Below are 17,789 nucleotides of genomic sequence, written 5' to 3'. Positions count from 1 at the left end.
TCACCAGCTTACCGAGCGCTGCTTTATAAAAAAGCGTGAATAGTCGATAAAAACAGCGAGGTTCGAATCAACAATTCGAACTCGAGAAATACATATATACCGCCAAAAAATAAAATAGCCCCGTTCTCGGCAGGACAGAGAACGGGGCTATTTTTTTATTGCATTACCAGAAACGTTGCTGGGTCAGACGACTCCACCAGTTCAGCAACACGCGATCCACCGAACCGCTGGCCGCCATGCCGATGCGTTCCTGCAGGCTTTTGCGTTCGGCGTAGTGCAGGTGGTAGACCTCAGCCTTTTTTGCCCGGTTGGCGAGGTACTCGTCGCTGGTCTTGAGTTCGTCCACCAGCTGTTTGTCCAGCGCCGCGACACCGAGCCAGACCTCACCGGTGGCGACCTCGTCGATGGCCAGTTGCGGGCGGTAGCGGGCGACGAAGTTCTTGAACAGTTGATGAGTAATGTCCAGGTCTTCCTGGAATTTCTCGCGGCCCTTTTCGGTATTTTCGCCAAACACGGTCAGGGTGCGCTTGTATTCACCGGCAGTCAGTACTTCAAAGTCGATATCGTGCTTTTTCAGCAGGCGATTGACGTTGGGCAACTGCGCGACGACGCCGATCGAACCGAGGATCGCGAACGGTGCGCTGATGATCTTCTCGCCAATGCAGGCCATCATGTAACCGCCGCTGGCCGCGACCTTGTCGATGCACACGGTCAGCGGCACGCCGGCCTCGCGGATACGCGCCAGTTGCGACGATGCCAGGCCGTAGCTGTGAACCATGCCGCCGCCGCTTTCCAGACGCAGTACCACTTCGTCCTTTGGTGTGGCGAGAGTCAGCAGTGCGGTGATTTCGTGACGCAGGCTCTCGGTGGCCGACGCCTTGATGTCACCGTCGAAATCGAGCACGAACACCCGGGATTTGCTCTCGGTTTTGCTCTTCTGCTTCTTCTCGCCTTTCTCAGCCTTGGCCTGGCCCTTGCGCAAGGCCTTGAGCTGATCCTTGTCGAGCAGGGTCTGCTCCAGGCGCTCACGCAGCCCTTTATAGAAATCGTTGAGCTTGCTGACCTGCAGCTGACCCGCCGACTTGCGCCGGCCCTTGCTGCGCAATGCAGCGAAACTGGCCAGCACCACCAGAATGGCAACGACCAGGGTCACGGTTTTGGCCAGGAAGCTGGCGTATTCGGACAAAAACTCCACAGAGACTCCTTAAAACAATGCGCGGACACGAAACACGCGCGGGATGGCTCCAGCATACCCATGCGCCGGCCCGTCGACCAGCCGTGAAACCTCTGGCAACAGGCCTGTAACGGGCATTTCAAACAAGCGTATGTTTTTTCATTGACAGCACTTCGTCATCCTCATAACCTCGCCACAACCTTCAACGTACCGGGATGACGCGGACGTGGGCAGCATCTATTTGATTCGACATGGCCAGGCCTCCTTTGGTGCAGACGACTATGACGTCCTGTCGCCGATCGGTGTGCGCCAGGCAGAAGTCCTTGGCCAGCACCTCGCCGAGCTGGGAATCCGTTTCGATCGCTGCCTGGCGGGCGACCTGCGTCGTCAGCAACACACGGCCACCAGCGCGCTGGAGCAGTTCACCGCCAAGGGCCTGTCGGTACCGACGCTGGAGACCGACTCCGCGTTCAACGAGTTCGATGCCGACGCGATCATCCGCGCCCTGATCCCCGCCATGCTGGCGGACGAGCCGGAAGCCATCGACATCCTGCGCAACGCGGCGCAAAACCGCGCCGAATTCCAGCGCATCTTCGCCCTGGTCATCGAGCGCTGGCTGGCGGGAACCTACGACACCCCCGGGCTGGAAAGCTGGCTGGGTTTCGTCGAGCGGGTACAGGGCGGACTGCACCGGATCCTCGAACAGGCCGACGGCAACCAGAAAATCGCCGTGTTCACCTCCGGCGGCACCATTACCGCCCTGCTCCACCTGATTACCCAAATGCCTGCCCGGCAGGCCTTTGAACTGAATTGGCAAATCGTCAACACCTCGCTCAACCAGCTGAAGTTCCGCGGTCGCGAGGTGGCTTTGGCTTCCTTCAACAGTCACGCACATCTGCAACTGCTGAAGGCTCCGGAACTCATCACTTTCCGCTGAGTCCGGATAACTGTGACCCTTGCTGTAATCAACCAGCGCCTATTACCCAAGAAAGGATCGAACCATGACCTCCGTAGCTGATGCCGTACAAGCAATGAAAGCCAAGTTCAACCCAGCCGCCGCTGCCGGTCTGGATCTGGTCTTCGGTTTTCGCATCGACGACACCAAAAACTTCTCGCTGATCGTCAAGGACAGCACCTGCGAGCTGCAAGAAGGCGAGAACCCGGACGCTCAGGTCACTCTGGTGATGGACGGCGAAACCCTGGAAGGCATCGTCGATGGTTCGACCGACGGCATGCAAGCGTTCATGGGCGGCAAACTGCGCGCTGAAGGCGACATGATGCTGGCGATGAAACTGTCCGAGCTGTTCCCGTCGTAAGACTACGTCGCAGTACAAACAAATCCCGCCTTGATGGCGGGATTTGTCATTTCCGGGTCATTGGATGCCGGCGGCGTCCAGCTCCTTGAAGACCTGCCGATCGGCGATCTGGCTCTCACTCTCGGGGTACATCAACTGGACGCTACCCCCTGGGATGATTTCACCGGTTTGCGCATCCCGGGCGAAGGTGATGACATACCGCTCACCCTGGTACTTCAGGTAAATGTTGTAATAATCCTGTGGCTGATCCGGCGCTTCGAAAGCGCTGTAGCGGTAGCGGATGCGTGGAATCAGCATCGGCCACTCCTTGCCAAGCAAGTCACCATTGACCGGCGGAAACGCCGCCTCGAGGGCCACAATGGCGCCAGCTACCAACTTATCGTTGTCGCTTGGCTTGAAAGGTAATGGTCTGTTACGCAGCATGGTTACAGCGCTTTTTTTTCCATCGACAACATCAGTGCGGTACATATCGGTACGAAACCATTTTGTTGCATCAAAACGGTTTTCTTCCGGACTCCAGTCGCCGTAGTACATCATCACTTTCTCGCTCATCGCATCTTCCCTTGTGTGCAGATAGAGCCCCATCGCACTAAAAACCAGCAAAAAGGCCGCTACGAGACCCACGCGCTTGTGAAAATTATCAGTCATGGTTTCGCCGGTGGTTTCGTCGACCAGTTGAAAGCGTTCGCTATGCGCGGGCACGGTACGATCGGGGCGAACGGCACGGCACCGACTGCCGTGCCGACGAAAACGTCACCGGAGCCAGTGATGATCATGCCGCCATGCGCGGTGGCGCTGCCGAGAAAGGCAATGGGTTTGCCATCATCTACTTCCTTGTATTGGCCAGGGCGCGGAATGTACCGGATCTACACCGCGGATAAAAGTTTGTCCGTATGCGTCGCAGGCAAAATCGTCGTGACAAACGATGCCGCCAATAGCTCCTGCGTATAAGGATGCCGCGCCGCCCTAAACAGCTCATCGGTCTGACCCTGTTCCACCACCTCACCCTCCTTCATCACAATCAGGTCATGGGCCAACGCCCGCACCACCGCCAGGTCATGGCTGATGAACAGATAAGTCAGCCCATGCTCTTCCTGCAGTCGCCGCAATAAAGCAACGATCTGTTTTTGCACCGTGCGATCCAGCGCCGAGGTCGGCTCATCGAGCAAGATCAAATCCGGCTTGAGCACCAGCGCCCGGGCGATGGCAATCCGTTGGCGCTGGCCACCGGAAAACTCGTGGGGATAGCGATGACGGGTTGCCGGATCAAGCCCGACTTCACGCAGCACATCGATCACCGCCTGCTCACGCTCGGCAGCATTCAAATCACTGTGCACCTGCAAGCCTTCGGCAATGATCTGCTCGACGCACAGACGCGGACTGAGGCTGCCGAACGGATCCTGAAACACCACTTGCAGGCGTTTGCGTAGCGGCCGCAGTTGCTTGCCACTCAGCTGCTCCAGCGCCTCACCTGCAAAACGAATGCTGCCCTCGGCGTCGATCAGCCGCAAAATCGCCTGGCCCAAGGTCGACTTGCCCGACCCCGACTCACCCACAATCCCCAAGGTTTTGCCGCGCTGCAGATTCAGATCGATGCCCTTGACCGCCTGCAGCCAGGTCTTCGGCCGCAGCCAACCGCCCCCCAGGCGAAAGCGCACATGCAGATCGCGCACCTGCAACAAATCCTGCGCCACATCCCGGCACAGCGCTTCACCCCCCGGCTCGGCATTAAGCAACTCGATGCTGTAGGGATGCTGCGGCGCACGGAACAGTTGCTCGCACGGCGCCTGCTCGACGATCCGCCCACTGCGCATCACCGCCACTCGCTGTGCGATGGTGCGCACCAGATTCAGGTCATGGCTGATGATCAGCAGCGCCATGCCGAGCCGCTGCTGCAAGTCTTTGAGCAGCAACAGAATTCTGCGCTGCACCGTCACATCCAGTGCCGTGGTCGGCTCGTCGGCGATCAGCAGTTGCGGCTCGCAGGCCAGCGCCATGGCAATCATCACCCGCTGGCGTTGACCTCCGGAGAGTTGATGCGGATAGGCCTTGAGCCGTTCGCGCGGTTTCTGAATGCCGACCAGTTCCAGCAACTCAAGAATGCGCTCACGGGCTTGCGCGCCCGCCAGGCCTTTGTGCAGCGCCAGGCTCTCACCAAGTTGCCGCTCAATGGTGTGCAGCGGATTCAGTGAACTCATCGGCTCCTGAAAAATCATCGCGATCCGGTTGCCCCGTAACTGCCGCAGATAGCGCTCATGCACACCGAGCAGCTCTTCACCGGCATAACGAATGCTGCCATCGATCCGCGTGATGTTCGGGTCAAGCAATTGCAGGATGCTGTGGGCGGTCACCGATTTGCCGGAGCCAGACTCCCCGACCAGCGCCAGGCATGCGCCCGGACGAATATCGAGGTCGATGCCATGCACCACTGGCTGGCCGTTGAATGCCACACGCAGATCGCGGATTTCAATCAGGTTATCGTTCATCTCAAGTCCTTGGATCAAACGCATCTCGGCAAGCCTCGCCGATGAACACCAACAGGGAAAGAATCAGCGCCAACGCAAAAAAAGCCGTCAGCCCCAACCACGGCGCTTGCAGATTGCTCTTGCCCTGACCGATCAGTTCGCCCAACGAAGCGCTGCCGGCGGGCATGCCGAAACCGAGAAAATCCAGCGCCGACAAGGTCGCAATCGCTCCGGTAAGAATGAACGGCAAATAGGTCAGGGTCGCACTCATGGCATTGGGCAAGATATGACGGCTGATCACCTGCGCATCGCCAACCCCCAGCGCCCGCGCGGCTTTCACGTATTCCAGACCGCGGCTGCGCAGGAACTCGGCGCGCACCACATCGACCAGACTCAACCAGGAAAACAGCGCCATGATCCCCAACAGCCACCAGAAATTCGGCTCGACGAACCCGGACAGGATGATCAGCAGATACAACACCGGCAGCCCTGACCACACCTCCAGCAACCTTTGCCCGAGCAGATCGACCCAACCGCCGTAATAGCCTTGCAAGGCCCCGGCAGCAATGCCGATCAGCGCACTGGCGGCGGTCAGCGCCAAGGCAAACAGCAGCGACACCCGCGTACCGAAGATCACCCGCGCCAGTACATCCCGCGCCTGATCGTCGGTGCCGAGCCAGTTCTCGCCGCTCGGTGGACTCGGTGCCGGTTCAGTCAGGTCGTAATTCACCGTATCGAAACCGAACGGGATCGGCGCAAACCACATCCGCCCGCCCTGCCCCTCGATCAGTTGCCGCACCTGCGCGCTGCGATAGTCCGGCTGGAACGGCAGTTCGCCGTCGAAATCCTGCTCGGTGTAGCGCTTGAACGCCGGGAAGTACCACTGGCCCTGATACTCGACCATTAAAGGTTTGTCATTGGCGATCAGCTCGCCGCCCAGGCTCAGGCCAAACAGCAGCAAAAACAGCCACAGTGACCACCAGCCACGTCGATGCGCCTTGAACCGCGTCCAACGGCGCTGCCCGATGGGAGATAGAGTCAACATCAGGCAGTCCTCGCGGTGAAGTCGATGCGCGGGTCGACCAGCGTGTAGCACAGGTCACCGAGCAGTTTTATCAGCAGGCCGAACAGGGTGAAGATGAACAGCGAGCCGAACACCACCGGGTAGTCGCGCGACACGGCCGCCTCGTAGCTGAGACGGCCGAGGCCATCGAGCGAGAAGATCACTTCGATCAGCAACGAACCGCCGAAAAACACCGTCACCAGGGCCTGCGGCAACCCGGCGACCACCAGCAGCATCGCGTTGCGAAACACATGGCCGTATAAAACCTGACGCTGGCTGAGGCCCTTGGCCCGCGCCGTCACCACGTACAGGCGCGAGATCTCGTTGAGAAAACTGTTCTTGGTGAGGATCGTCAGCGTGGCGAATCCGCCGATCACCAGCGCCGTGACCGGCAGCACCAGATGCCAGAAGTAATCGGCCACTTTGCCCCACGGTGACAGCTCCGCGAAGTTGTCCGAGACCAGCCCGCGCACCGGAAACCAGTCCAGCGCGGTGCCGCCGGCGAACACGATGATCAGCAGCAGTGCGAACAGAAAACCCGGCATCGCGTAGCCGATGATGATCGCCACGCTGCTCCAGACATCGAACGCCGAACCGTTGTGCACGGCCTTGCGGATGCCCAGCGGAATCGACACCAGATAAGTGATCAACGTGGCCCACAAGCCCAGCGACAAGGTCACTGGCAGCTTCTGCCAGATCAGTTCGGTGACGCTGGCACCACGGAAAAAGCTCTGACCGAAATCCAGCTGCGCGTAGCTCTTGAGCATCAGCCACAGGCGCTCACCGGCCGGCTTGTCGAAGCCGTACTGACGTTCGATGTCGGCCACCAGTTTCGGGTCGAGACCCCGGGTGGCGCGGGATTCGCCACCAATGGTTTCGACATGGCCACCGCCCACCGCCGCGCCGACACCAATGCCCTGCAACCGGGCAATCGCCTGTTCCACCGGGCCACCCGGCGCGGCCTGCACGATGACAAAATTGACCAGCAGAATGGCGAGCAAAGTTGGCACGATCAGCAGCAGACGCCGCAGGCTATAACCCCACATGCGCATACTCCTTTTGCTGTTGCTGCATCTGCGCGGCCGTCAGCGCGGTCGGGCTGATTTCCCACCAGGTGTCGAGTCCGGCGTCGTACAACGGCGCCGTCGCCGGGCGGCCGAAACGGTTCCACCACACCGTGGAAATCCCCGGTGGGTAGTAATTGGGGATCCAGTAATAGCCCCACTGCAACACCCGATCCAAGGCATGGGCATGGCGCAGCAGGCTTTCGCGATTGTCGGCCTGCACCAGACCTTCGAGCAGGGCATCGACGGCCGGATCGCGCAGCACCATGTAGTTGTTCGAGCCGGGATCGTCGGCGCCGTCGGAGCCGAAGTAATTGAACATCTCGCGCCCCGGCGCCTGACTCACCGGGTAGCCGACGACGATCATGTCGTAGTCGCGATTGCGCACGCGGTTGGTGTACTGCGCGGTGTCGACCTGGCGGATATCGAAGCCGATGCCGATCTGCGCCAGGTTGCGCTTGAACGGCAGCAGCAGCCGTTCAAAGCCCTTCTGACCGTTGAGAAAAGTGAACTGCAGCGGCTTGCCACTGGCATTCACCAACTGATCACCACGGGGTTTCCAGCCGGCGGCTTCGAGCAGCTTCAAGGCCTGCAACTGCTCGGCGCGGATGTTGCCGCTGCCGTCGGTTTTCGGCGCTTCGAAGACTTGGGTAAACACCTCGTCGGGGATCTTGCCGCGCCACGGCTCGAGAATTTTCAGCTCCTCGGCATCCGGTAACTCGGTGGCCGACAACGCACTGTGCGAGAAGTAACTGCGCTGGCGCAGGTACATGCTGCGCATCATTTGCCGATTGCTCCATTCGAAATCCCAGAGCATGGCGATCGCCTGACGTACCCGGCGATCCTGAAACAGCGGTTTCTGCAGATTGAACGCGAACCCTTGCGAGCCCTGCGCGGCACCCGGAGCCAGATGTTCGCGAAGCAATCTGCCCTGCTCCAGCGCCGCCCCGGCATAGCCGATGGTGTAACTGGTCGCGGAAAATTCGCGGTTATAGTCGAAGCCGCCAGCCTTGAGCACCTGCCTTGCAACATCGGTGTCGGCGAAGAACTCCACGCTCAAGTGATCGAAGTTATAGAGGCCGCGAGTGATCGGCAGATCCTTGGCCCACCAGTCGGCAACACGCTGGAATTTCACACTGCGCCCGGCATCCACGGCGCTGATCCGATACGGGCCACTGCCCGGCGGGATCTCGAAACCGGCGCCCTCGGCGAAATTGCGCGTACGCCACCAGTGCTCGGGCAACACCGGCAGCGTCGCCAGATCCAGCGGCAAGGTGCGGCTGTCGTTGTTCTTGAAGTTGAAGCGCACTTGTGTCGGCGATTCCACCACGACGTCGGCGACATCACGAAACTGCTGGCGATATTTGAGGCTGCCCTGAGTGGTGAACAGCTCGAAGGTGTAACGCACGTCTTGCGCGGTGATCGGCGTGCCGTCGTCGAAGCGCGCGTTGGGGTTGAGGTAGAAGCGCAGCCAGCGGCGATCTGCAGCCAGTTCCATCTGCTGCGCCACCAGGCCGTAGACGCTGTAGGGTTCGTCCTTGCTGCGATAGGCCAGCGGCGCGTAGAGCCAGCCGTCGATGTCGGCGACGCCGGTGCCTTTGTCGATGTACGGAATCAGGTGATCGAACGGGCCGCTTTCCAGTGAAGAGCGGCGCAACGTTCCGCCCTTGGGAGCGTTGGGGTTGGCGTAGGCCAGGTGTTGAAAGTCCGGGGCGTATTTGGGGGCTTCGCCATAGACCGTGAGGGCGGGTTGCGGGGCGGCCCAACTGAATGGGCTTAACAGCGCAAAAGCGCTGAACAGAATGAGCCTGGAGAGCATTGGCAGATCCTTTTTGCACGGTGTTGCTACTGGCCTCTTCGCGAGCAAGCCCGCTCCCATAAGGAAGTTGTGCTCACCGCTGCTCCCCTGTGGGAGCGGGCTTGCTCGCGAAGGCGCCAGTACAGTCACCAAACATCCTGCCTACCTGTGATGTACAACAGGCCGGCGATTTTTATAGGGCGGGTCTTAGAACGATAAGTGACTAAAACCCGCCCCCTCTGGGCATTTTCAGAACTTGTAATTGACCCGCGTGTACAGCGTCCGCCCGAACGGGTCGCCGTATTTCGGGTCGTAGCCGCTCTGGAAGGTGTAGGTCTGGTTGCTGAACGGTGGCTCACGATCGAACAGGTTCTTCGCGCCGAGCGTTACGCTCAGGGTTTTGCGCCAGGTGTAGGTGCCAGCCAGATCCCAGACGTTGTACGAGCCAACGTAATCGTGGGTCTCGCGGTCGGAGTCGTGGTAGCCGCTGGTGTAGCGGTTGGTCAGCGCCACGCCGTAGGGGCCGTAGTTCCAGCTGCCGGTCAGGCTGTGGCGCCAGCGGGCCACGGCACCCGCCGAGGAGAAGTCGCCGCCGCGGAAATCACCGAGCTTGTCGATGTAGTCGCCCTTGAGCTGCTGCTGGTACTCGTACCGACTGACATAAGTGCCCTGCAGGCCGATCCCGAAGTTGCCGTACGGAGTGCTCGGCAAACGGTAGTCGAAGCTGACGTCGACGCCATTGGTCTTGATCTTGCCGAGGTTGGCCAAGCCCGTGACGATGTGATCGATGGAACCGTCAGGCTTGCGAATCAGGCGGTCCGGGTACAGCTCCGGGTTCTCGAACACCGCCGATTCCGGAAACTCCGCGATCTGGTTGGCGATGTTGATCCACCAGAAATCCAGCCCGGTGGTCAGGCGTTCGAACGGCTGATAGACGAAGCCGAGGGTAACGTTGCGTGCGGTTTCCGGACTCAGGTCAGTGTTGCCACCGGTTCTGCTGTAGAACTGCTGGGCGCAGTCACGGTTGGCGATCCCGCCGTTGCTCGGGTTGCCGCCTGCGCACAGCCGAGGGTCGTTGTAGTTGGCGACCGTGAATGTGGTGAAGTTGGGGTTGTACAACTCGTACAGTGACGGCGCGCGGAAACCTTCACTGTAGGCGCCACGCACCACCAGTTCCTTGAACGGCTGGAAGCGGAACGAGTATTTCGGGTTGGTGGTGCTGCCAAAATCGCTGTACTTGTCGTGGCGCACGGCGGCGGACAATTCGAGGCTGTCGAGCACCGGCACGTTGACCTCGGCGTACTGCGCCGAGACACTGCGATCCCCGGCGACACTGGCATTGGGGTCGACACCCAGGCTCTGCACGTCGGCGGCGAACTGGGCGAAGTCCTGATGGAAATCTTCCTTGCGGTATTCGCCACCCAGCGCCAGCGCCGAAGGGCCGGCACCGAACCAGTCACCGATCTCGCGGCTGACACGCCCGTCAATCGCCTTCACGCGGCCGACCGCCGTGCCGTAATCGCCGTCTACGGAATTGGCTGCCAGCAGCGCCTGCCCGGCAGCAGTCTGCGCACCGAACGGGTTGATGATGCCATTGGCAATGCCGGCGCTGACGGCGCGGTCGTTGACATAGCCGGCCTCGATGCTGTTGACCACTTTGTTCTGGTTGTACGACGCACCGACGTTGTAGTCCCAACCGACCACGCTGCCGTCAAAGCTCAGCAGCAAACGCTGCCCGGTGTTGTCGTCTTCATGCTGACGGGCGCCGACAGCGCTTTCACGCCAATTCACATCGACCGGCTGCGTCGGGTCGAGAGCGAAGCTGTTCGGGCCTGGGGTAATGCCGTTGCCGGGATAAAACGCCGTGCCGGGATTGACCTGGTTACCCATCAACGTGCCGGGACCGATCTGCGTGCGGTTTTCGTTGCGCGCCCAGAAGTATTCGAGGCTGACGTTGTGGTCGTCCGAAAGCTTGCCGGTTGCTTTGGCGAAGGCCGAGGTCTTCTCGGTTTCCGGCACCAGGTCGAGGTAGTTCCACAGACTCTGGCGGCAGATACCATTGCGCGCCAACAGGCCCGGGGCGTTGCAGCCGGAACTGGCCAGCGGGTTGGTGGCGTTGCTGCCCTGGCTCCAGTTCGCCGGTGATGCAGTGCCGGAGGTGTAGTCGAGGCCGCGTCCAGGCTGATAGTTGTAGGTGTAGCCACGATCCTCGGCAGCCAGGCGTTGCTGCTTGTCATAACTGACCACGCCGAACACGTTGAAACGGTCATCCTGCAAATCGCCAAAGCCCCAACTGCCGCTGAAATTACGACTTTCACCACCGCCGGCATGGGTCGGCGTGTCGTAGTTGGTGCTGAGCTGCCCTTCGGTGAGGCTGGTCTTGGTGATGAAGTTGATCACCCCGCCGATCGCATCAGTGCCGTACAGCGCCGAGGCGCCATCACGCAGCACCTCGACACGATCGATGGCGGCGAACGGGATGGTATTCAGGTCAACCCCGGAACCATTGATCGCATTGGTCGCGTTGTTGCTCAGCCGCCGACCATTGAGCAGCACCAGCGTCTTGTTCGGGCCGATGCCACGCAAATCCGCATACGACGCACCGCCGCTGCTCGAACCCACCGAACGCCCCGAGCCGACTGAGGACTGGTTTGCGGAAATCCGGCTCACCAGTTCTTCGGTGGTGGTCACGCCCTGCTCGCGCAGTTCTTCAACTCGCAGAATAGTGACCGGCACCGCTGTTTCAGCATCGACCCGGCGAATCGCCGTGCCGGTGACCTCGACTCGTTGCAGCTGGGTTGTCGGCTCGTCAGCGGCGACCGCCGGCAAGGTGTTGATTGCCAGCAGCAAGGCCAGGCTCAAACGAGATCGAACGGGTAAAAAATGGATCATGAACAGCCATCCCTGCGTTTTGGTTTATGCAGGGATGTGCAATGGACAGCAGCGTTTTATAGAGCCCGATTTAGACCGTTGGGTGATGAGGTTATGCAAAAAATGGCAGGCGTGGATCAAGCCAGTTCCCTCTCCTTCAGCAACCGGGTATCCAGCCCAAACCGCTCCTGGGAAACCATCCTGAACTGCCCCTCTGCCAATTCGCAGCTCACCAGCAGATTCCAGGAGTGCCGGGTCGCCGCCGAGGGGATCAGCACAAACGGATGCTCAGCGAGTAACGCATCGGCAAACAGTTGTTGATTGGGTGAAGGCTTTGCCGGGCTCAACCAGTAAGGATTCGGCACCTCCTCCGGCTGGACGATTTTCACCTTTGCTTCGCTGATGACCTCAAAGCATGTGAGTACATAACGTTCGCTGTCGAGCGCATCAAAACTGCGATTGGCTGCCACTTCCAGAATTGCCGAGGACGGATCGACTGATGCATAAACGACTCGCCGCCCTGGTATGTTCCATCGGCCACCATTGAGATTCGAACCCATCCCGCTGTCCCACGTCCCTCCGTAAATCTCGGGGTCCAGCCGCCAGGCATACCAATGCTCGTCCCAGGGCAAGGGATTCATGGGTAAACCCCGTATATCAGCTGCCCCAGATACTGCTCCACCATCTGAAACCCCAGTGAGTGCCGGATAAACTCGATGGGTACGCGACCGCTCAGGTAGGTGCTGGGTTTGCGCAGCCACTCTTCGGCCCGTGACTGCCTCCCGAAGGCGTGAATGGCCTTTTCCAGCACCAAGGCATATTGGTAGGCGACGACGCTCTGCTGGGGATCAAGCCGTACCGGTTTACCTTCCTTCAGTAATCGTCGTACGGTTCTGACCGACTTGCCGGTGATACGTTTGACCATATCGCCTTGCAGATACAGTTCAGAGGTTGAAAGCATATTGACCACATCGTTCAGCTCAAAACCTTCGTCGGTAAGTTGAACGATCAGAAAGGCGTCGTCACCTATGTTCTGGCCATGCACGAGCAAGTCGACCGGATTGCCCTCGGCCCTCTTCACACCCGTCAGCCGGGGTATCTTGACGCTGGGCATCGCGACATCCTCCACGGGGCATCTGGCACGATCGTCACGCCATTGAAGGCGATGGGAATAAACAGGCGTTTCGTATTCGAGGTGGTGAGTTCGCATGATCCATCCGTTATCAGAGGCCTGAACGTCCAGGCCATGTACGACTTCAATGTCATGTCCGATGCTATAGATCGCGCTTCCGACGACCAACCTGAGAATGTCGTCGGAAATATCCCCACTTATGCGAAAACCCCACCTGTTTCCGTAGGACGTTACGGACAAATAACGCGTGCTCAACTGCCGAAGTGATAACTCACATCCAGCCACCACTGCCGCCCGTACGGGTCATAGTTACCGGTCGGGTAATACGGCCAGCCGGCCGAGTCATCGTGCTTGATCTGGTTAAGCACGTTGTTCACGGTCAGGCCGACACTGGCGCGGTCATTGAGCTTGTAGCGCGCACTGGCATTGAACACCGTCCATGGCGACAGACGCCCGTCGCCCGCGCCGTTGGTCACCGAGCCATAGCGAATGCCCATCAGCGTCGCCGTGGCTTTCTGGTAATCCCAGGTCAGACTGGCGTTGACCTTGCTGCGCCAGTCGTAGTTGGTTCGCGAAGTGCGCCAGTCCTGAGTCGGCGCCTCGTCGGACTCCTTGTAGAAATGCGACAGCACCAGGGTGTAGCCCAGCGCCGAGCTGAATGCGCCGTACTGGCCGGCCCCCCAACGAATGTTGCTCTTGAAGTCCAGACCGCTGACCCGCTCGCTGGCGGCATTGATCGCATTGACTCGCACCCGTTGCAACTGGTTGGGATCGATAGCGGCATTGCCCGGGTTGCGGTCGATGCGCGCCAGGGTCGACTGGCAGTTGGCCGAGTTGATGTCCTGGGTGCCGTTGCGGCATTCGTTCTCTTGTTGCAGCAGGCGGTTTTCGTCGACGGTGGTCAGCAGGTCGTCGATCTCTACACGCCAGAAATCGGTGGAGAAATCGAAATTGCGCGACGGTGACCAGACAAAACCATAGGTCCAGGATTTACCGCGTTCGGACTCAAGGTCCGGGGTCCCGCTCTGGGTGTAGTCGACCCGCCCGCGATCACACGCACCCTGCACACCCTGGCTGCAACCGTAGTAGTCGATCTGCGCCGGGTAGTAACCGTTGCTGTCGGACTGATAGATGTAGTTCAGGTCCGGTGCGCGGAAACTGGTGCCATAGCTGCCGCGCAGCAACAGGCTGGTGACCGGACGCCATTCAAGCCCAAGGTTATAGGTCTTCTGCTGCTCGCTGCGGCCACTGAATTTGTACTGGTCCCAACGCCCGGCGGCGGTGGCCAGCACGGTGTCGGTCAGCGGAATGCTGAACTCGCCACCGGCCGCATAGCGCTTGCGCGAACCGCCGGAGCTTTGTGCCGGGCTCACGCCATAGAAAGTGCCGTCATTCAGACCGTCGTCCGGGTCGACGCGATATTCCTGCTTGCCCGCCTCCAGCACACCGGCAAATCCGACCGGGCCGGCCGGCAAATCAAACAGATCGCCGTTGACCGAGGCGTTGTAGCTGGTGGAAACCGACTTGCTGTTCTGGGTCAGGTTGCTGCGAAACTGATCCCATTCCTGTGGCGTCAGTGGGCGATCGAGACGCGAGGCATCGGGAGAGAACACCGGGTAACCGTTACGTGTGCCCAATTGCGGGCCGAGGTAGAAATCCTGAATCGATGACAGCGGTGTGTAGCGCGTGGTTCTGACGCTGCGGTATTCCGAGCGGTTGGCGGCCAGATCGTAGTTCCAGCCGGTGTCGGCGATCTTGTCCGAGAGGCCGAGAGTGCCGGTCCACGACGTGTCGGTCCACTTGCTGTTGTTGCTGGTACGACCACCGATTTCCTCTTCTCCATAACGGCGATACCAGCGCTCAAGATTGCCACTGTTCTGGTTGATGAAATCCGGTGAGGTGAAGGTCGGGCCCCGGGTGTTGTTCTGGATGTGATCGAGGCCATACATCAAGTCGGCAAACACCTGGCCGCTATCGCTGAAGTGCCAGGTGCCGCGGGTGTAGCCGTCGTAGTTTTCCTTTTGCGTCTGAATGGTCCAGTAATCGTTGTACATCTGATCGGTGCGGCAGCGTCCGCCGTTGTTCAACAGCTTGTTGTCGAAGGTGCCTTGATAGGCACCGCAACCGGGGCCAAGGTAGCGGTTGTTGCTCAGGTCGCGACGGTAACCGACGTCCGCCAGCGGGCCACTCTGCATGAAGCCTCGGTCGTCGGCCCAGATCGGATCGCGGTTGGTCAGCTCCAGGCCGAACAAGCCGTCGAAGTCGCCCCAACTGCCGCCGCCGCTGATTTGCAGGCGCTGATTGTCGCCACCGCCACGCTCGCTGGTGCCGCCCTTGAGGTTGACGTCGATGCCATTGATCTGCTTCTTGAGGATGATGTTGACCACCCCGGCAATCGCGTCCGAACCGTAGATCGCCGAGGCGCCGCTGCTGAGAATTTCGATGCGTTCGATGACCGCCGAGGGAATGTTCGCCAGGTTGGTGAAGTTGACCTTGCCGTCGTACGGGGTCGGATAATCGGCGACGCGTCGGCCGTTGATCAGCACCAGTGTGTGATTGGGGCCGAGTCCGCGCAGGTTGATCGCACTGGCCGCCGGCTGCCAGGTGTTGCCATAGTCTTCGCCCTGAGTCATGCCGGTATTTTGCGTCTGGGTCGCCAGGGCGTCGTAGACGTTCTTGTAGCCGCGCGCTTCCATCTCTTCGTGAGTGATGACGTTGACCGGGGTCGCACCATCGCTTTGCGCGCGAGCGATTCGCGAGCCGGTGACGGTGACTTTTTCCATGCGGTAATCGGCGCTGGTCGCTGGGGCCACGGCGCTGACTTTGGCCGCCACCGGCGTGTTCGCCTCACCTTCGCGCACACTCAGGCCCTGGGCGCTCTGCTCGACTTGCAGGCCGCTGCCAAGCAACGCCTTCTCGACTGCCTGACGTCCACCCAACGCACCGCGCACCGCACTGCTGCGTTTGCCTTGCACCAGATTCTGGCTGAACGAGATCGGTACGCCGGTCTGACGCGAGATGTCCAGCAGGACCTCATCGAGCGGGCCGCTGGCGATGTCGAAGGTGTACACCTGGGCGGCAGAATCCTGCGCATGAACCACTGTCGGTCCGAGCCCCATCGCCAGTGCGGCGGCGAGGGTCAGGCGCGGTAATTGTTGTTTGAATGAAATCATCAAGGGCTTCCCTGTTGAAGGCGTCTGCAGGGAATGAGCAGCGGGCCGGCGCTTTTTATAGGGCGGCGATTAGGCCAAGAAGTTATGACGCTATAACCGTGCGCCGATGCTGACCCAGTACGGGTTGTGCCAGGTGACGCGGATCGGCAGCGAGCGCTCCAGCAGTTGCAGGGTGCGGTCGCTATCGTCCAGCGGATAGAGACCGCTCAGGCGCAGACCGGCCACTTCGGGGCTCAGGTGCAGGATGCCGCGTCGGTATGGGCGCAGGCCGTCGATCACTTCGCTCAACGGTCGGTCGCGCACTTCCAGGCGACCTTGTACCCAGGCGCTTTCCTGGCCGTTGCTGCGCTCCAGAGCCAGAATGTCCTGGGCGTTGAACCGCAGACTCTCCCCCGCCTCCACCACCTGCCGCGCACCGCCGGCGGTAACCACTTCGACCTGCGAGTGCAGCATCACCAGCCGGGTGAAATCATCGTTTTGTTGCACGAGGAATTTCGTCCCCAGCGCACGCATCCGACCGTGCTCGGTCTCGACCACGAATGGCCGCGCAGGATCCCTGGCGACATCCACCAACAACTCGCCCGTGCGCAATGCCAACAAGCGCTGAACCGCATCGAATTGCGTCACTACCCGCGTCCGCGCATTCAGGCTCAGCGCACTGCCATCCTCCAGAGTGAAATCGCGTCGTTCGCCGGTGCCGGTCGCCAGTTCACCGGCTTCCGGCAGCCAGCCGTAACGACGCCCGAGCAACCCGGCCAGCACCGCGATGCCGAGCACACTCAAGCTGCCGCTGAGAAAGCGCCGCCGACTCGACGGTGCGTTCAGGCTGTGCAGCAGGCTGTTACGCGGCAGCCCGCGCAAGGTCGGATTACGCAGCAGGTTAAGGCCGCCGCCCATTTGCTCGATGATCCGCTGGTGCCTCGGGTCGGCCGCGCGCCACGCTTCGAACGCGGCACGCTCGCCTGCGCTGGCCTCGCCGGACTGCAACAGTGCCATCCACTGCGCCGCCTCATCGATCACCGCTTCGTCCGGCCTCATGCCTGCATCGCCTGATAGCAACGCTTGAAGGCCTCGACCATGTACTGCTGCACCCGGCTGGTGGAAACCCCCAGCCGTTCGCCGATTTCGCTGTAGGTCAAACCGTCGAGCTGATGGTAGAGAAACGCGGCTTTGGCCTTGGCCGACAAACCGTTGAGCAGGCGATCGACCGCCAGCAGCGCCTCGATCACCAGCGCCCGCTCCTCCGGGGATGGATGCACCGGTTCCGGCGCCAGCGCCAGGCTTTCCAGATAGGCGCGTTCCAGGTCCTGGCGGCGCCAGCCTTCATAGACCAGCCGCCGGGCGATGGTGGTCAGCAGCGCCCGCGGCTCGCGAATGGCGGTCGGGTCCGGCAGGGCCAACACCCGTAGAAAGGTTTCCGATGCGATGTCTTGTGCACTGTGCGGGCAACCCAGCGTGCGGCCAACGGCAGCGCACAGCCAGCGATAGTCCTTTTGGAACATTTGCCCAATCATCCGGTAATGCGGGTTTTGAACATCACCCATGTCTTGCTCCCTGAAACGGGTCCCACCCGCTGCGAAAAACCATCGTTCTGCCGGGATCGTCCGGCTCCAGATCAGGGGGCGACTGTGCAATAGCGCCGCTTACATTTGAAGTAATTAAAAATCAGGATAAGCAAACTATTGAGAATAAGACGCGCCGTCGCCGCAGAAATATTGACTGACACAACGTTG

The 17,789-nt window shown here is 60.5% G+C and carries 14 protein-coding genes; 2 read left to right on the top strand and 12 right to left on the bottom strand.

Annotation, left to right across the window (positions count from 1 at the left end; genetic code table 11):
- Positions 1-163 precede the first annotated feature (163 nt).
- Positions 164-1,195, bottom strand: coding sequence for a protease SohB (sohB, locus tag LCH64_RS00785; protein WP_226499189.1), 1,032 nt, complete (start codon positions 1,193-1,195; stop codon positions 164-166).
- Positions 1,196-1,400: 205 nt separating this feature from the next.
- On the opposite strand from sohB, the gene LCH64_RS00780 reads away from it, so the two are divergent.
- On the top strand, positions 1,401-2,111 hold the full coding sequence (locus LCH64_RS00780) for a histidine phosphatase family protein (RefSeq protein WP_103484765.1): 711 nt from the start codon (positions 1,401-1,403) through the stop codon (positions 2,109-2,111).
- Between the two features lie 64 nt (positions 2,112-2,175).
- A complete protein-coding gene (locus LCH64_RS00775) occupies positions 2,176-2,490 on the top strand; it encodes an SCP2 sterol-binding domain-containing protein (protein ID WP_008015934.1) in 315 nt (104 codons plus the stop codon).
- Between the two features lie 57 nt (positions 2,491-2,547).
- On the opposite strand, the gene LCH64_RS00770 is transcribed toward LCH64_RS00775, so the two are convergent.
- The 11 genes from LCH64_RS00770 to LCH64_RS00720 form a co-directional block, all read right to left on the bottom strand.
- Complete coding sequence (locus LCH64_RS00770) at positions 2,548-3,192, bottom strand: hypothetical protein (RefSeq protein ID WP_226499188.1); 645 nt, start codon at positions 3,190-3,192, stop codon at positions 2,548-2,550.
- Positions 3,193-3,356: 164 nt separating this feature from the next.
- Positions 3,357-4,976, bottom strand: a complete 1,620-nt coding sequence (locus tag LCH64_RS00765) for an ABC transporter ATP-binding protein (protein ID WP_226499187.1) — start codon at positions 4,974-4,976, stop codon at positions 3,357-3,359.
- A 1-nt stretch (position 4,977) separates the two neighbouring features.
- Complete coding sequence (locus LCH64_RS00760) at positions 4,978-6,000, bottom strand: ABC transporter permease (protein WP_226499186.1); 1,023 nt, start codon at positions 5,998-6,000, stop codon at positions 4,978-4,980.
- Positions 6,000-7,064 carry a microcin C ABC transporter permease YejB gene (yejB, locus tag LCH64_RS00755; RefSeq protein WP_103484770.1) on the bottom strand — a complete coding sequence of 355 codons (1,065 nt, stop codon included), beginning with the start codon at positions 7,062-7,064 and terminating at the stop codon, positions 6,000-6,002. Before yejB ends, LCH64_RS00760 begins: the two co-directional genes overlap by 1 nt.
- Positions 7,051-8,901 carry an extracellular solute-binding protein gene (locus LCH64_RS00750; protein WP_226499185.1) on the bottom strand — a complete coding sequence of 617 codons (1,851 nt, stop codon included), beginning with the start codon at positions 8,899-8,901 and terminating at the stop codon, positions 7,051-7,053. The genes yejB and LCH64_RS00750 overlap by 14 nt, the downstream gene beginning before the upstream one ends.
- A gap of 228 nt (positions 8,902-9,129) precedes the next feature.
- Complete coding sequence (locus LCH64_RS00745) at positions 9,130-11,772, bottom strand: TonB-dependent receptor (RefSeq protein WP_226499184.1); 2,643 nt, start codon at positions 11,770-11,772, stop codon at positions 9,130-9,132.
- Between the two features lie 116 nt (positions 11,773-11,888).
- Complete coding sequence (locus LCH64_RS00740; RefSeq protein ID WP_226499183.1) at positions 11,889-12,392, bottom strand: RES domain-containing protein; 504 nt, start codon at positions 12,390-12,392, stop codon at positions 11,889-11,891.
- A complete protein-coding gene (locus tag LCH64_RS00735) occupies positions 12,389-12,865 on the bottom strand; it encodes an antitoxin Xre/MbcA/ParS toxin-binding domain-containing protein (protein WP_226499182.1) in 477 nt (158 codons plus the stop codon). The genes LCH64_RS00740 and LCH64_RS00735 overlap by 4 nt, the downstream gene beginning before the upstream one ends.
- 269 nt (positions 12,866-13,134) lie before the next feature.
- On the bottom strand, positions 13,135-16,056 hold the full coding sequence (locus tag LCH64_RS00730; RefSeq protein WP_226499181.1) for a TonB-dependent receptor: 2,922 nt from the start codon (positions 16,054-16,056) through the stop codon (positions 13,135-13,137).
- Between the two features lie 90 nt (positions 16,057-16,146).
- Positions 16,147-17,094, bottom strand: coding sequence for a FecR family protein (locus LCH64_RS00725; protein ID WP_226499180.1), 948 nt, complete (start codon positions 17,092-17,094; stop codon positions 16,147-16,149).
- On the bottom strand, positions 17,091-17,600 hold the full coding sequence (locus tag LCH64_RS00720; RefSeq protein ID WP_003225554.1) for a sigma-70 family RNA polymerase sigma factor: 510 nt from the start codon (positions 17,598-17,600) through the stop codon (positions 17,091-17,093). Before LCH64_RS00720 ends, LCH64_RS00725 begins: the two co-directional genes overlap by 4 nt.
- Positions 17,601-17,789 lie beyond the last annotated feature (189 nt).

This window comes from Pseudomonas sp. MWU16-30322, from assembly GCF_020515535.1.
In the GTDB taxonomy this organism is placed as follows: domain Bacteria; phylum Pseudomonadota; class Gammaproteobacteria; order Pseudomonadales; family Pseudomonadaceae; genus Aquipseudomonas; species Aquipseudomonas fluorescens_H.
The sequence above is the reverse complement of the archived record's forward strand: the minus strand, read 5'-3'. Positions and strand labels throughout refer to the sequence as shown.

Coding starts and splice junctions, on each gene's coding strand:
- LCH64_RS00775 (WP_008015934.1), top strand. CDS start 2,176: ATGACCTCCGTAGCTGATGCCGTACAAGCAATGAAAGCCAAGTTCAAC.
- LCH64_RS00720 (WP_003225554.1), bottom strand. CDS start 17,600: ATGGGTGATGTTCAAAACCCGCATTACCGGATGATTGGGCAAATGTTC.
- LCH64_RS00765 (WP_226499187.1), bottom strand. CDS start 4,976: ATGAACGATAACCTGATTGAAATCCGCGATCTGCGTGTGGCATTCAAC.
- yejB (WP_103484770.1), bottom strand. CDS start 7,064: ATGTGGGGTTATAGCCTGCGGCGTCTGCTGCTGATCGTGCCAACTTTG.
- LCH64_RS00745 (WP_226499184.1), bottom strand. CDS start 11,772: ATGATCCATTTTTTACCCGTTCGATCTCGTTTGAGCCTGGCCTTGCTG.
- LCH64_RS00750 (WP_226499185.1), bottom strand. CDS start 8,901: ATGCTCTCCAGGCTCATTCTGTTCAGCGCTTTTGCGCTGTTAAGCCCA.
- LCH64_RS00725 (WP_226499180.1), bottom strand. CDS start 17,094: ATGAGGCCGGACGAAGCGGTGATCGATGAGGCGGCGCAGTGGATGGCA.
- LCH64_RS00740 (WP_226499183.1), bottom strand. CDS start 12,392: ATGAATCCCTTGCCCTGGGACGAGCATTGGTATGCCTGGCGGCTGGAC.
- LCH64_RS00735 (WP_226499182.1), bottom strand. CDS start 12,865: ATGCCCAGCGTCAAGATACCCCGGCTGACGGGTGTGAAGAGGGCCGAG.
- LCH64_RS00730 (WP_226499181.1), bottom strand. CDS start 16,056: ATGATTTCATTCAAACAACAATTACCGCGCCTGACCCTCGCCGCCGCA.
- LCH64_RS00760 (WP_226499186.1), bottom strand. CDS start 6,000: ATGTTGACTCTATCTCCCATCGGGCAGCGCCGTTGGACGCGGTTCAAG.